The following is a 14,195-nucleotide window of genomic DNA, read 5'->3' as shown; positions in this document are numbered from 1 at the left end:
TTACGCGCTGATGTCCTTCGCCGTGAACCGCGCCCAGGCCGCGGAGCCGAACACGGCCGCGTACAGGCCCTGGAGGCCGAGGTTGCGCACCAGGTCGTCCCAGTAAACGGGGTCGCGCATCAGGTCGGCGAAGGACAGCCAGTAGTGCGGGAACAAGTAGGGCTGCACCGCGTGCAGCTGAGGTATCTGGTCGACGATCTGCACCGTGATGAGCAGGCCGACCGTGGTCGCCATCGCGGCGATACCGCTGTTGGTGAGGGTCGACACGAACAGTCCGAGAGCCGCCACACCGACCAGTGAGGCCGCGACCACCAAGGCGATCAGCAGGGCGCGGCCGAGCCCTTCGGCGAAGCTGATCCGGGTGCCGGAGATCGTCGTCAGCTCCCCCAGCGGGAAGAGCAGCGCGCCGACGATCAGCGCCGATACGGCGACCACCAATGTGGCCAGCAGACAGAAGGCCATCACCGTCGTGTACTTGGTGAGCAGCAGCCGGGTGCGGCCGGCCGGGGCCACCAGCAGATAGCGCAGGGTGCCCGCACCCGCCTCCCCGGCGATCGCGTCCCCGGCGACGACGCCGACCGCCATCGGCAGGAAGAACGGCAGGGTCGCGGCCAGCGCGGTGAACACGAGGAACAGGCCGTTGTTGGTGATCTGCGTGATGAAGGCCGGGCCCTCGCCGTTCCCGCCGCCCGCCGGCGCGCCGCCCCGCGTCTCGATCCGCACCGCGATCCCGACCAGCACCGGCACCGCGGCCAGCACCCCGAGCAGGGCGAGCGTGCGCCAGCGGCGGACGGTGGTGAACAGCTCGCTGCGCAACAGCCCGAAGGTCCACAGGGGACCGGGCCGGCGTGCGGCCGCCGGGAGTTGCAGGTCAGCCCGCGACATCGAAACCCTCTCCGGTCAGCGCCACGAACGCGTCCTCCAGCGAGGCGCGTTCGACGATGAGGCCCCGGACGCGAACGCCCGCGGTGACCAGGGCCGCGGTCACCTCGGCGAGGTCCCGGTCGGGCGGTTCGCCGGTGACCCGGTCGCCGTCGGCGGTCACATCCCCGACCCCCAGTTCCTTCAGCACGCGGGCCGCCTCGGCCGCGTCCGGAGTCGTCACCACCAGCAGTCCGCGCGCCCCGGCCGCGAGGTCGGCCACCGCGCCCTGGACGACGAGCCGGCCCTGCGCCATGACCGCCGCATGGGTACACACCTGCTCGATCTCGTCGAGGAGGTGGGAGGAGAGGAAAACGGTCGTGCCGTCGGCGGCCAGTTCTCTGATCAGGGTGCGGATCTCGCGCATGCCCTGCGGGTCGAGGCCGTTGGTGGGCTCGTCCAGGACGAGCAGTCGGCGCGGCTGGAGCAGTGCGGCGGCCAGGCCCAGTCGCTGCTTCATGCCGAGCGAGTACGCCTTGGCCTTCTTCCCCGCGGCCGCCGCGAGACCGACCCGGTCCAGTGCCGCGGCGACCCGGGCGCGACGGGTGCGCGGGTCGGCGGTCGGGTCCGCGGCGTCGTAGCGCAGCAGGTTGTCCCGGCCGGAGAGGAAGCCGTACAGGGCGGGGCCCTCGATGAGCGCGCCGACCTGGGGAAGGACCGTACGGGCCGCCCGGGGCATGGGCCGGCCGAGCACCCGGACCGTGCCTCCGGTCGGCTCGATCAGGCCCATCAGCATGCGGATGGTGGTCGTCTTGCCGGAGCCGTTGGGGCCGAGGAAGCCGAAGACGCTGCCCGCCGGGACGGTCAGGTCGAGACCGTCCACGGCGAGCTGTCCGCCGCGGTAGCGCTTGGTGAGGCCGCGCGTGACGATCACACTCGCCCGTGCCGCCGCCGGATCGCCCTCCGGCGCACCGTCCCGGCCACGCTCCGGAACGCCGGTGCCGTGACGCTCGGTCATGCCTTCCGGCACGGTCGCGGGCGCGCCGTCCGGTACGCGCGCGGGTGCGCCCTCCGGGGAGAGCGCGGGCGCGCCGTCCGGATCACGCTCCGCGGCGGACGGTTCGTCCATCGGCTCCCCCTCGATTCGTCGTGCCCCGAAGGGTCAACGCCCGGTTACGCGCCGTAGTTCCCGCGGAGAATCACTTCCCCGCGTCGGCCGCCTTCACCAGGGCGTCCTTGGTCACCGCGCCGGCGTACACCTTGCCGTCGTCGGTGATCAGGGCGTTGACCAGGCGGGTGGAGAAGACCGTGCCCTTGCCGAACTTGCCGGAGACCTGGTCGCCCAGCGAGCCGAGGAAGCCGCCGAGGTCACCGCCCTCGGAGCCGGTCGGCAGTCCGCCCTTGGCGCCAGTGTCGAAGGTGGCGACGGAGGTCCAGCCCTCACCGAGGACGTTCAGTCCGTCCAGGCCCCCGGGGAAGTCCTCGCCGCCCTTCGGCGTGTGCTTCGGCGCCTCGGCCGCGTCCTCCTCCTCGGTGACCTTCGCGCCCTTGGGCGGGGTGAAGTCGAAGGTGGAGGCGGCCGGCCGGGCGAAGGAGACCTGGGTGAAGCCCGCGTCCACCACGGCGGCGCCGCCGCTCTTCGGGGTCAGCGTGAACTTCAGCGGCAGGCCCGTCTTCGCGTCCACGGCGATGCTGATGGCGCCGACCGTGGTGCCGGACTGCCTGGGCTGGATCAGCAGCTTGTAGGCGTCGCGGCCGGCGACCTGCGCGGTGCCGTCGACGGTGACGGACGTGGTGTCGTCGACCGCCTTCAGGGCCTGGTCGGCGAAGTCCTTGGGCGTCGCCGGCGGTTCGGCGTCGCGGTGCTTGCCGGAGCCGGCCGCGGTGGAGTGGTAGACCTCGTTGCTCTTGCTGTCGTAGCCCCAGACGTCCTTGCCGTCGTGGATGAGGCTGTACTCGGCGCCGCTCTCCAGCACCGACAGTTTGTGCCGGTCGGGGCCGTCGGCGGCGACGCGCAGGGTGTGCGTGCCGGTCACCAGCTCGGTGAGCCTGGCCTGCGGGTCGGCGGAGGAGCCGTCGCCCGAGCCCTTGCCCGCCCCGGAGAGCAGGCCGTCCTCCAGGCCGCCGAGGTCGGGCAGGCCGAGGTCGGTGCTGATCTTCACGGTGCCGGACAGCTGCTGCACGTCCGACTTGGCCATCTTCTCGATGAGCTGCTGCGCGCTGATCTTCGGCAGGTCGGGGTCGCCGGAGTCGGCGAGCGCCGGGACGAGCCCGATCGTGGCCGCCGCCACCCCCACCACCGCGACCGGTACGGCGTACCGGGCGGCCTTGCGCCGGCCGGAGCGCGAGTCCTCGTCCCGCGCGGCGCCCACTGCGTCGTCGGATTCGTACGGTGCCATGTGTGCCTTACCTCCGTCGTCGGCGGCGGCTGTCCTCACGCTGGTCCCCCTGGCCGCCATTCTCACCCGAATCGGTGAGGAGTGGTGATTTCCGTGGTTTCCATATGACCAGATCGGCCATGAGGAAGCGTCAGCCCTCGGAGGCAACTGCGTGTACGCCTGCGGTATGACACACGACGGCGGCATCTCCCCCGACCCGTAGGGGTCGTGCGGGACGATGCCGCCCGAATGGGTGTGCGGTGGGGCCGGTCAGGGGCCGACGGGGTGTGCGGTGGAGGTCCGGCGGGTGTCCTCGGCCGGGTCAGCCGGCGCGGTGCACCACCGCGTCGCACAGTTCCATCAGCGCGGCCTTGGCGTCGCACTCGCGCAGCGGGGCCAGCGCGGCCCGCGCCTCCTCCGCGTACCGGATCGTGTCGCGGCGGGCCTGCTCCAGCGCGGGGTGTGCGCGCAGGCCGGCCAGCGCCTCGGCGTGCCGGGCGTCGTCGCTGAGGTCGGAGGCCAGCAGTTCACACAGCGCGATGTCCTCGGCCAGCCCCAGCTTGGCGGCCCGTTCGCGCAGCCGGAGCACGGGCAGGGTCGGGATGCCCTCGCGCAGGTCGGTGCCCGGGGTCTTGCCGGACTCGTGGGAGTCGGAGGCGATGTCCAGGACGTCGTCCGCGAGCTGGAAGGCGACCCCGAGCCGTTCGCCGTACTGGGTGAGCACGTCGACGACCGTCTCGTCGGCGCCGGACATCATCGCGCCGAACCTGCACGACACCGCCACCAGGGAGCCCGTCTTGCCGGCGAGGACGTCCAGGTAGTGCTCGACCGGGTCGCGCCCGTCCGAGGGACCCGCGGTCTCCAGGATCTGGCCGGTGACCAGCCGTTCGAACGCCAGGGCCTGTACGCGTACCGCCTCCGGGCCGAGGTCGGCGAGGATCTGGGAGGCGCGGGCGAAGAGGAAGTCGCCGGTGAGGACCGCGACGGAGTTGCCCCAGCGCGTGTTGGCGCTGTCCACGCCGCGGCGGACGGCCGCCTCGTCCATGACGTCGTCGTGGTACAGCGTGGCCAGGTGGGTCAGCTCCACGACGACGGCCGACGGCACGATGCCCGGCGCGTACGGGTCGCCGAACTGGGCCGCGAGCATCACGAGCAGTGGCCGGAATCGTTTGCCCCCGGCCCGTACGAGGTGCTGTGCGGCTTCCGTGATGAACGGGACCTCGCTCTTGGTGGCATCGAGCAAGCCTTCCTCGACAGCCGCCAATCCGGCCTGGACATCGGCTTCCAGAGCCTGGTCCCGCACGCTCAGCCCGAACGGCCCGACGACGGTCACGAGGGGTCTCCTGTCTGCTGGTGTCTGCTGGCGATTACACGGTTTGTCGATAGGTCGCTGCCATCACTCAAGTCAGCGTATCCGGTCCTGTTTCGATCACCGATAGCGCCCACCGGTCCAGCCTGGGCGGTATCGGATCACGACCGGCATGGTTTTGATCACACGGTAAGAACGGACATTTACTGACTTAACAGTAATCCGGGCACTGTGTCGCGACCTCTTCACGCCCCTTTCCCCTCACTTCTCCCCCGTCGGCACTACGCCAACGAGGCGGATCGCACCGCCGATTCCACCACCACTCAGACTTCAGGCCCGAATCCCCCTAATCCCCCATGTCTGAATTGAAGTATTTTGCTATTTCGTGAGTTGGGTCACGCGCCCGGCCGACCCACCCCGCCCGCCGACCCCCTCCGACCCCTTGCCCCGTCGGCGAGTTGAGCGTTGGCAACCGCAAAGGATCAAGCGCCCCATACGACGACGATCAAGGTCAAATCGCACGTTGTATGAATTCAGTACTTGTTCCCGGCATGTGCTCCCGCATACGTTCCGGGTCGTCGGGCGGACGCCTAATCCTGCCGCCGCCCGCATACCCATCGACGAACTCATTCGTAGGGCAGGAGCGGGGGACCCAGGTAAGTCGCCGGGCCGGACGGCATTCGCCGCACGGAACGGCTCGGGGTGAAGCCGTGTCCCTTCCGGGGCACGGCCGGGCACCTCCCCGCCCGAACCCGACAGCTCACCTCGCAGGCGCCGGAGAGGAACTTCCCCATGTCTGCTGCCGCTCAGCCCCGCCGCACCCGCAACAGCCGCCTCGTCCGCGCCCTCGTCGCCGCCGGCACCGGCGCCGCCGTCCTCGCCCTGCCGCTCATCGGCGCCACCGGTGCCTCCGCCGCCACCGGCAGCTCCACGCCCTCCACCACCCTCGCCGGTTACCCGAACAACCTCGACGGATGGATCCGCGAGTCGCTCGCGATCATGGCCGAAAAGAAGATCCCTGGCACTTACAACGGCATCCACCGCAACATCATCCGGGAGTCCTCGGGCAACCCGTCCGCCATCAACCTCTGGGACTCCAACGCCGCCAAGGGCATCCCGTCCAAGGGCCTGCTCCAGGTCATCGACCCGACCTTCAACGCGTACCACGTCGCCGGAACCTCGTTCAACATCTACGACCCGGTCGCGAACATCACCGCCGCCTGCAACTACGCGGCCGCACGGTACGGGTCGATCGACAACGTGTTCGGCGCGTACTGACAGCCCGCGGCCGGGGGCCGGCGCACGGCGGCCGGCCCCCGGCCGCACCGTCGGGCCGGTGCCCGCCGACGGGCCGGTCAGTCGGTCGGGAAGAGTCCTTCGAGGACGACGGCGATGCCGTCGTCCTCGTTCGACAAGGTGATCTCGTCGGCCACCGCCTTGAGTTCGGGATGCGCGTTGGCCATGGCGACTCCGCGCCCGGCCCACTCGAACATCGGGATGTCGTTGGGCATGTCACCGAAGGCGAGGGCCTGCTCGGCCCGGATCCCCAGCCGGTCGGCGGCCAGTGCCAGCCCGGTCGCCTTCGTCACCCCGCTCGGCTGGAGCTCCACGGTGCCGGGCCCCGACATGGTGACCGTGGCTAGCGAGCCCACCGCCGCGCGCGCCACGGCCGCCAACTCGTCGTCCGACAGGGTGGCATGCCGCAGCAGCACCTTGCTGATGGGCTCGCACCACAGGTCGTCGCGCCGGCCGACCCGCACCGCGGGCAGCGTCGGGTGGGGCATCAGGTAGCCGGGCTCGATGAGCGTGAGCCCGTCCACGCCGTCCTGGTCGACCGCCGCGTAGACCTGTCCCACCTCCGCCTCGATCTTGCCGAGCGCGGTCTCCGCCAGTTCCCGGTCCAGCCGGACCGACCACAGCAGACGGCCGGCACCGGCGTCGTAGACCTGTGCCCCCTGCCCGCACACCGCGAGCCCCGTGCAGCCGAGGTCCGCGAGCAGGGGCCGTACCCGCGGTGCCGGGCGGCCCGTCACCACCAGGTGCCGGGCACCCGCCCGCGCCACCCGCGCGAGCGCGGCGATCGACCGGTCGGAGACCGTGTCGTCACCGCGCAGCAGCGTCCCGTCCAGGTCCGTGGCGATCAGTGCATATGCCGGGGTGGGATCCATGATCAGAGAATACGGACACCACACACCGCCGACTCACCACCGGATCCACGTACTTACGTGCTGGTCCGCCCCAAGTTCCCTCTGTCGAGGGGCCGATGACGACTACGAAGCGGCCCGGTACGGCGAGCGTGCTCAACGATGGGCCGCGGCCAGGTGGTTCGCCAGGCGCGGGGAGGCGAACTCCGTACCGCACACGGAGCGCATCACCGGGCCGTACGACGGCGCCGACGGCAGGCCGGTGAAGTACAGGCCCGGTACGGAGGAGACGTAACCCGGGCCGAGCCGTGGTGCGCCGCGGCTCACCGCGAGCCGGGTGCGCAGCTCGTGGCCGACAGTTCGTGCAGCCCCTGCTTGCCGGCCAGGCGGCGGGCAAGGCGGCCCTGGTCCTCCGCACCGGTCGTCCGCCACACGAACGCCTTCTTCAGTTAACGCGAGGAGGCCGCCGGCGTATGTCCTCGGTGATGGCGTACACGTGTCCCCCAAGCGGCACGGACCCACCCCGCCCGTGCCCCAAAGGGGGCTAAGCCAGAATTACCACCGCCAACAAGACTTATTCGGGCATCAAGAACTCTTTAGGCACTGTGCGAGCAACCTTTCGAGCACGTCGTGAGGCACTGCCCAAGACACGCAGTACGGCCGTAACGTGTGGCTCGACCACATGGAACGCATCGCCATGCATGGCCCGGATGAGAGCGAGGCAGTACCCCATGCCCCCCTTCGACGTCCCCGAGGGTGACCCCTTCGGCCCGCACAACCTCCCCTATGGCGTGTTCTCGCCTGCCGGCAGCACGGAGCGGAGGATCGGCGTCCGACTCGGGAACCACGTCCTCGACGCGGGCGCCACGGCCGCGGCGCTCGGCTCACCCCACCAGGCGCTCCTCGCCCGGCCCACGCTCAACCCGCTGCTGGCCGCAGGACGCACCACCTGGTCGGAGGTACGCCGCGCCGTCACGTCCTGGGTCACCGACCCGGCACACCGCGAGACGGTCGAGCCGCTGTTCCGCCCGCTGTCCGAGGTGACCCTGCACCTGCCCTTCGAGGTGGCGGACTACGTCGACTTCTACGCCTCGGAGAACCACTCCCGGAACGTCGGTCAGATCTTCCGCCCGGACGCCGCCGACTCCCTCACCCCGAACTGGAAGCACCTGCCGATCGGTTACCACGGCCGCTCCGGCACGGTCGTCGTCTCCGGCACGGACGTCGTACGGCCCTCCGGGCAGCGCAAGGGCCCGGCCGACCCCGCACCCGTCTTCGGCCCGTCGATCCGGCTGGACATCGAGGCCGAGGTCGGCTTCGTCGTCGGCGTGCCGTCGGACATGGGCAGCCCGGTCCCGCTCGGCGACTTCCGGGAGCACGTCTTCGGGCTGTGCCTGCTGAACGACTGGTCCGCACGGGACATCCAGGCCTGGGAGTACGTCCCCCTCGGCCCGTTCCTCGGCAAGTCCTTCGCGACGTCGGTGTCGGCGTGGATCACCCCGCTGGAGGCGCTGGAGCACGCGCGCGTGGCACCTCCAAAGCGTACGCACCCGCTGCTGCCCTACCTGGACGACTCGGCACCCGGCGCGGAACCCGACGGCTACGACCTGCGCATCTCCGTCGCGATCAACGGCCACGTGGTCTCCGAGCCCCCGTTCTCCACCATGTACTGGACGGCCGCCCAGCAGCTCGCCCACATGACGGTGAACGGCGCCTCGCTGCGCACGGGGGACCTGTACGGCTCGGGCACGGTGAGCGGTCCGGCCGAACAGCAGCGCGGCTCGCTGCTGGAACTGACCTGGAACGGCCGCGACCCCCTCGAACTGCCGGACGGCAAGCGCACGTTCCTGGAGGACGGGGACGTGGTGACCCTGTCGGCATGGGCACCGGGCGCGGACGGCCGCCGGGTCGGGCTGGGCGAGGTCGTCGGACGGGTCGTGACGGGCTGAGCGGCGACACCGCCGGCCGGCCCGCGGCAAGCGGCTGACAAGTCCGCCCTGGAAGCGTCGTGTACCCACCGCTCGATACAGGCGGTGGGTACACGGCACGTGCTTTCGCGCCCGCCTCACGCAGCCGGCCCGCCGGTGCCTTCGCCATCCAGGCGCAGGCACCGGGAACGGCCGACGGGAACGCCTGCCGGTGCACCGGGTCCGGCGGGCCGCTCACGCGCGCGTGCCGCCATACGGGCGGATCGCCGCCGGCACCTGACTCATACCGCCCGTCTTCGCCATACTGACAGGGACACGCACCCCGCACGGCACACGGCCGTGCACCGCGTGCCCGGCACCACCGACACCCGCACACTCTCCGACCAGGAACCGGAGCCCCGGCATGACCGTCTGCCTGCTCCTGCTGAGCGTCGTCGCCCTGACGGCCGCCGTGCCGGCGCCGCGTGCGCTGACCCGGGCGGCCTGGCCCGAGCGGGACCCCGTCGTCGCGCTGTGGGTGTGGCAGTGCCTGGTCGCCACCGTCCTGCTGTGCTGCCTGACCGCACTGGTCCTGGGCGCGGCGGCCGTCTTCCACACCGTCCGCGACCGCGTGTTCGCCCCCGCGCCGCCCGCCGTCACCGCCGCCTACGACCTGTCCACCGCACCGGCGTGGGCCGCCGTACTCACCGTGGTGCTGGCCTGCGGGGCCGCCTGGACGACGGCGATGCTGGCCCGCGAACTCGTCGAGGCCCGCCGCAGCCGGGGCCAGGCCCGGGCGAATCTGCGCGAACGCGCCCCCGAGCTGCCAGCCGGGCTGCCCGCGGCACGCGGGCCGATGCTGGTGCTCGAGGACGAGTACCCGGACGCCTGGTGGATGCCGGGACACCCGCCGCAACTGGTCGTCACCACGGGGGCGCTGCACCGCCTCACCGACCTGCAACTGGACGCCGTCCTCACCCACGAGCGGGGGCACGCCCGCGCCCACCACGACTGGCTGCTGCACCTGTCCACCGCACTCGCCACGGGCTTCCCGCGCGTGCCGCTCTTCACCCACTTCTGCGACCAGACGCACCGTCTGGTCGAGCTGGCCGCCGACGACACGGCGTCCCGGCGCTGTGGCCACCTCACCACCGCCCTCGCCCTGATCGAGCTGAACCAGCACCGGGGTGTCCTCTCCTGCGACTCCAGCCGCCGCTTCCTCGGGGAACGCGTGGACCGCCTGCTGGAGCCACCACCACGGCTGCTGCGCCGGCACCGGGCGCTGACGACGACGGTGGCGGCGCTGGTGCCACTGCTGCCGCTGCTGATCACCTTCGCTCCGGGTCTGACGGCGCTGTCCTGACCGTGCCGCCGGGTGGCAGATCTTGCCCCGCCCGGAGGTAAAAGCCCATGTCAGCGACTTATCCGAGGAATCGTCACCTGGCGCAACACTTCAGCAACACGTCTTTCCCTACCTCATAGGTATGGTTCCAGCCATGCCAGCCAACGACCGCCCCCGAGACCATGCCGGGCAGGGCGCCGCGACTACCGTCGCAGCCCACCGCGCACGGCGTCGGCTGCGTGCGGACCGGGCTCGGCAGCTCGCCGACCTACTACGCCGCCAGATCCTCACCGGCGCTTACCAGGACGGCGGCACCCTTCCTCACGAGTCCATCCTCGCCACCGACTACCGCGCCTCCCGCAACACCGTCCGTCAGGCCCTGGACCTGCTCCGGGCCGAGGGCCTGGTGGACCGGCTGCCCGGAGTCGGCACCGTCGTCGTCGCCCGGAAATACCCCCACGGGCTCGACCGCCTCATGGGCCTCGCGGAAACCCTCCGCGAACACGGCCGCGTCACCAACGAGGTCCGCACCATGGGCCCCGCTCCCGCACCCGTCCCCGTGGCCGAACGCCTCCGCGTCCCGGCCGGCGCCGACGTCCTCTACATCGAACGCCTGCGCCGCCTGAACGGCCTCCCCCTCTCTCTCGACGTCACCTACATCCCGCTCGACATCGGCGCCTCCCTGCTCGGCGCCGACCTGGAGAACACCGATGTCTTCCGGCTCCTGGAAGCCATCACCGGCCGGCCTCTCGGCCACGCCGAGATCACCCTGGAGGCGGTGAACGCGGACGCACATTCCGCGGCCGTCCTCCAGGCCCCGCGCGGCGCCGCCGTGCTGATGCTGGAGCGGCTCACACACCTCGCCGACGGCCGCCCCGTCGACCTGGAGTTCATCCGCTTCCGCGGCGACCGCATCACCATGAGCGGCCTGCTGCACCGGTCGTAACCACCCTGCCTGCACGTTTCCTGGAGACAGCCATGCCCTTGGCGCCCCAGCGGGCCGACGTGCCCGTGACCATCGACGAGTCGAAGTGCATCGACGGCTGCACCCTCTGCGTGGACATGTGCCCGCTGGACTCCCTCGCCATCGACGACAGCAGCGGCACGGCGTACATGCACGTCGACGAGTGCTGGTACTGCGGCCCGTGCGCGGCGCGCTGCCCCACCGGGGCCGTCACGGTCAACATGCCCTACCTGCTGCGGTGAGAGGTACAACCACCATGAAACGACGCACGGCAGTCGCCCTGTCCGCCGCCACGCTCCTGCTGCCCCTGACCGCCTGCGGCGGCAGCGCGGAGGCGGGCAGCGGCTCCACGGTCACCGTGACCGTCGGCTACCAGTCCAAGACCATCAATACCGTCACCGCGGGGACCCTGCTGCGCTCCCTCGGATACTTCGAGAAGCAGCTCAACTCCCTGCACGACGGCCACACCTACAAGGTCGACTGGCAGGACTACGCCACCGGCGCCCCGATCACCGCACAGATGACCGCCGGCAAGATCGACATCGGTTCGATGGGTGACTTCCCGCTGCTGCTCAACGCGGCCCGCGGCAAGCAGCTCGGCCGCCCGACCCACCTGGTCTCCGTCACCGGCTACAACCTGCGCGGCGGACTCAACACCGTCGTCACCGCACCGGACTCCACCCTCACGTCCCTGAAGGAACTGAAGGACAAGAAGGTCTCCACGAGCGTCGGCTCGGCTGCCGACGGCACCCTCGTACGCGCCCTGCAGCGCGCCGGCATCGACCCGGACAAGGGGATCTCCAAGCTCAACCAGCAGCCCGCGGTAGGCGCTTCAGCGCTGTCCTCCGGCAGCGTGGACGCACTGTCCCAGTTCGTGGCCTGGCCGGGCCTGCTCGCCTACCAGGGCAAGGCGAAGGCCCTGTACGACGGCGCCCAGCTGAACCTGCCCACGTTCCACGGCGTCACCGCCCGCGAGGACTTCTCCCAGCAGCACCCGGCCGTCCTGGAAGCCTTCCTCAAGGCCCAGGACCAGGCGACGGACTACCTCGACAGCCATCCCGTCACCGCCGCCGAGAAGGTCGCCGAGGCCACCGGCCTGCCCGCCGAGGTCGTCTACCTCTACAACGGCGCCCACGGCATAGCCACGTTCAACCCGGCTCTGGCACCGCGGCTGGTCTCCGCCCTGAAGAAGGACGTGTCCGTGTTGAAGGCCGCCAAACTGACCGGCGACATCGACGTGGACTCCTTCGTCGACGACCGGTACGTGAAGAAGGCCCTCGGCGCGTCGTACGCCAAGCGGCTCACCGCGCCGCCCCCGCCGGCCGCGAGCGAGGCCTGGGCCGAGGGAAGCGACAAGACACTCTCCTTCAAGTCGCCGAAGCAACTGCTGGCCCACCTGGCGGCACACCAGGACGGCATCCGCGCCGCCTACGTGCCCGACGCCACCACCGGCACCCTCTGGTTCGCCGACAAGGCGGTCTGGGTGTCCGACGGCGACCAGCTACTGCCCTTCGTCACACCGGCCACCGCACAGGACTACGTCTCCGCCCACGGCGGCGCGCGGACGGTGTCGTACCGTGAGGCCCTGGAGCGGGCCTCATGACCCGGCGGCCCCTGTCCCGGTATGCGCTGCGGACCGCCTCCCTGGCCGCCGCTCTCGGTCTGTGGCAGCTGTTGACCAGCCTGGACATCGACCTGTGGCTGCGTTTCTCGCAGTTCCCGACGGTCACCGACGTGGCTCACGCCTTCGCCGGCCGGCTCTCCGGGGACGACTACTGGACCGACCTCACCGACAGCCTCACCCGCATCCTGACCGGCTTCGCGCTCGCGGCCGTCCTCGGCGTGGCGACGGGCGTGCTCGTGGCCCGCTCCCGTCTGGCCGAGGACCTGCTCGGCCCGGTGCTCGAGGTCGTCCGCCCGATCCCGGCGATCGCCCTCGTCCCGGTCGCGATCCTCCTGTTCCCCTCGAACGAACAGGGCATCGTCTTCATCACCTGCACCGCCGCCTTCTTCCCCGTGCTCGTCTCCACCCGGCACGCGGTCCGCGCGCTGACCCCGGTCTGGGAGGAGGCGGTGCGCACCATGGGCGGCGGCCGGCTGCGGATCCTCGGCTCGGTCGTACTGCCGGGCGCGCTGCCCGGCATCTTCGGCGGGCTGTCGGTGGGGATCGGCGTGTCCTGGATCTGTGTGATCTCCGCGGAGATGATCTCCGGCCAGTACGGCGTCGGCTACCGCACCTGGCAGGACTACACGGTGGTCGACTACCCGGACGTCTTCGTCGGCATGGTCACGATCGGTGTGCTCGGCTGGATCACCTCGACGGCCGTGGAACTCCTCGGCCGCCGGCTGACCCGCTGGCTGCCCCGCACCTCGTACGTGCCCGCAGGCCGCACCCGCGCTCCCCGGCCCCTGGCCGCCCCCGCTCACCCCGACAACGATCCCGAGCAGCAGGCCCAGTCCGAGCAACAGGGCCAGAACGACGCCGAGGAGGCCCGCGATGAGCACCTCGTCTGAGACCGTCACCGCTCCCGCCGCACCAGCACCCAAGGCGGTGCGCGGCACCCGCCTCGCCTTTCGCTCGGCCGTCCTCGGCCGCCCGGACGCCCCGGTCCTCGACGGCGTCGACCTGGAGGTCGCCGCCGGCGAGATCCTCACCGTCGTCGGCCCTTCCGGCTGCGGCAAGTCCACGTTGTTGCGCACGCTCGCCGGGCTGCTGCCGCCGCTGGGCGGCACGGCCGAGGTGGACGGCAGGCCGCTCACCGGGCCGTCCGCCGACCGCGCGCTGGTCTTCCAGGAGGACGCGCTGCTGCCCTGGCGCACCCTGCGCGGAAACGTCGAACTCCCCCTCGCCATCAGGGGCGTCCCCCGCGCGGAGCGGCGCTCCCGGGCCGAGGCGTGGCTCGCGCGGGTGGGCCTCAGCGTGCAGGCGGGGCAGTTGCCGCACCGGGTGTCCGGCGGGCAGCGCCAGCGCGCCCAGTTGGCCCGAGCCCTGGCCGACAGCCCGCGCGCGGTCCTCATGGACGAGCCCTTCGGCGCCCTCGACGCCCAGACCCGCTCCGGCATGCAGGACCTGCTGGTGGAGGTGTTGCGCGGTACGGGCGCGACCGTCGTCTTCGTTACGCACGACGTGGACGAGGCCCTCTTCCTCGGCGACCGTGTGGCCCTGATCGGCTCCGGGCGCGTGTCCGCCGTGCGCGAGGTGCCGCGCCCCCGTGACCGTACGGCCTTCGACGATCCGGCCCGCGCGGCGCTGCGCCGCGACATCCTGACCTCGCTCGGTTCCTGAAAGG

13 protein-coding genes, 1 pseudogene and 1 riboswitch are annotated in these 14,195 nt (G+C 71.4%); of the genes and pseudogenes, 8 read left to right on the top strand and 6 right to left on the bottom strand.

Features of this window, described 5'->3' with window-relative positions:
- From JK361_RS13205 to JK361_RS13190, 4 genes are all read right to left on the bottom strand, one after another.
- On the bottom strand, window positions 1-885 hold the full coding sequence (locus JK361_RS13205; RefSeq protein WP_201816572.1) for an ABC transporter permease: 885 nt from the start codon (window positions 883-885) through the stop codon (window positions 1-3).
- Entirely contained in the window at window positions 872-1,879 is a 1,008-nt protein-coding gene (locus JK361_RS13200) for an ABC transporter ATP-binding protein (RefSeq protein WP_372448712.1), read from the bottom strand. Before JK361_RS13200 ends, JK361_RS13205 begins: the two co-directional genes overlap by 14 nt.
- Window positions 1,880-2,060: 181 nt before the next feature.
- A complete protein-coding gene (locus tag JK361_RS13195) occupies window positions 2,061-3,260 on the bottom strand; it encodes a LolA family protein (protein ID WP_201816569.1) in 1,200 nt (399 codons plus the stop codon).
- A 301-nt stretch (window positions 3,261-3,561) separates the two neighbouring features.
- Window positions 3,562-4,572, bottom strand: coding sequence for a polyprenyl synthetase family protein (locus tag JK361_RS13190; protein ID WP_201816565.1), 1,011 nt, complete (start codon window positions 4,570-4,572; stop codon window positions 3,562-3,564).
- Between the two features lie 584 nt (window positions 4,573-5,156).
- Window positions 5,157-5,337: riboswitch (cyclic di-AMP (ydaO/yuaA leader) on the top strand.
- Window positions 5,338-5,340: 3 nt separating this feature from the next.
- Here JK361_RS13190 and JK361_RS13185 point away from each other — a divergent pair.
- Entirely contained in the window at window positions 5,341-5,826 is a 486-nt protein-coding gene (locus JK361_RS13185) for a transglycosylase SLT domain-containing protein (RefSeq protein ID WP_201816563.1), read from the top strand.
- A 77-nt stretch (window positions 5,827-5,903) separates the two neighbouring features.
- Here the strand turns inward: JK361_RS13185 and JK361_RS13180 are convergent, their stop codons facing one another.
- Both JK361_RS13180 and JK361_RS13175 read right to left on the bottom strand, forming a co-directional pair.
- The gene (locus tag JK361_RS13180; protein WP_201816544.1) at window positions 5,904-6,716 is read right to left on the bottom strand and encodes an HAD family hydrolase; all 813 of its coding nucleotides are present in this window, start codon (window positions 6,714-6,716) and stop codon (window positions 5,904-5,906) included.
- Window positions 6,717-6,848: 132 nt separating this feature from the next.
- Window positions 6,849-7,049, bottom strand: a pseudogene (locus tag JK361_RS13175) (NAD(P)/FAD-dependent oxidoreductase); the annotation flags it as partial.
- A 374-nt stretch (window positions 7,050-7,423) separates the two neighbouring features.
- Between JK361_RS13175 and fahA the strand changes: the two are divergent.
- The 7 genes from fahA to JK361_RS13140 all read left to right on the top strand — a co-directional run bounded on the left by fahA (window position 7,424) and on the right by JK361_RS13140 (window position 14,191).
- Window positions 7,424-8,641 carry a fumarylacetoacetase gene (gene fahA, locus JK361_RS13170; protein WP_201816541.1) on the top strand — a complete coding sequence of 406 codons (1,218 nt, stop codon included), beginning with the start codon at window positions 7,424-7,426 and terminating at the stop codon, window positions 8,639-8,641.
- Window positions 8,642-9,023: 382 nt separating this feature from the next.
- Window positions 9,024-9,962, top strand: coding sequence for a M56 family metallopeptidase (locus JK361_RS13165; RefSeq protein ID WP_201816540.1), 939 nt, complete (start codon window positions 9,024-9,026; stop codon window positions 9,960-9,962).
- 133 nt (window positions 9,963-10,095) lie between these two features.
- Window positions 10,096-10,887 carry a GntR family transcriptional regulator gene (locus tag JK361_RS13160; RefSeq protein WP_201816538.1) on the top strand — a complete coding sequence of 264 codons (792 nt, stop codon included), beginning with the start codon at window positions 10,096-10,098 and terminating at the stop codon, window positions 10,885-10,887.
- 32 nt (window positions 10,888-10,919) lie between these two features.
- A complete protein-coding gene (locus JK361_RS13155; RefSeq protein ID WP_201816536.1) occupies window positions 10,920-11,147 on the top strand; it encodes a 4Fe-4S dicluster domain-containing protein in 228 nt (75 codons plus the stop codon).
- Between the two features lie 14 nt (window positions 11,148-11,161).
- The gene (locus tag JK361_RS13150) at window positions 11,162-12,508 is read left to right on the top strand and encodes an ABC transporter substrate-binding protein (protein ID WP_201816534.1); all 1,347 of its coding nucleotides are present in this window, start codon (window positions 11,162-11,164) and stop codon (window positions 12,506-12,508) included.
- Window positions 12,505-13,419, top strand: a complete 915-nt coding sequence (locus tag JK361_RS13145) for an ABC transporter permease (protein WP_236052909.1) — start codon at window positions 12,505-12,507, stop codon at window positions 13,417-13,419. The genes JK361_RS13150 and JK361_RS13145 overlap by 4 nt, the downstream gene beginning before the upstream one ends.
- Window positions 13,403-14,191, top strand: coding sequence for an ABC transporter ATP-binding protein (locus JK361_RS13140; RefSeq protein WP_201816530.1), 789 nt, complete (start codon window positions 13,403-13,405; stop codon window positions 14,189-14,191). Before JK361_RS13145 ends, JK361_RS13140 begins: the two co-directional genes overlap by 17 nt.
- Window positions 14,192-14,195 lie beyond the last annotated feature (4 nt).

Origin of the sequence: Streptomyces musisoli (genome assembly GCF_016741855.1) — a bacterium.
GTDB classification, from domain to species: Bacteria; Actinomycetota; Actinomycetes; order Streptomycetales; family Streptomycetaceae; genus Streptomyces; species Streptomyces musisoli.
The sequence above is the reverse complement of the archived record's forward strand: the minus strand, read 5'-3'. Positions and strand labels throughout refer to the sequence as shown.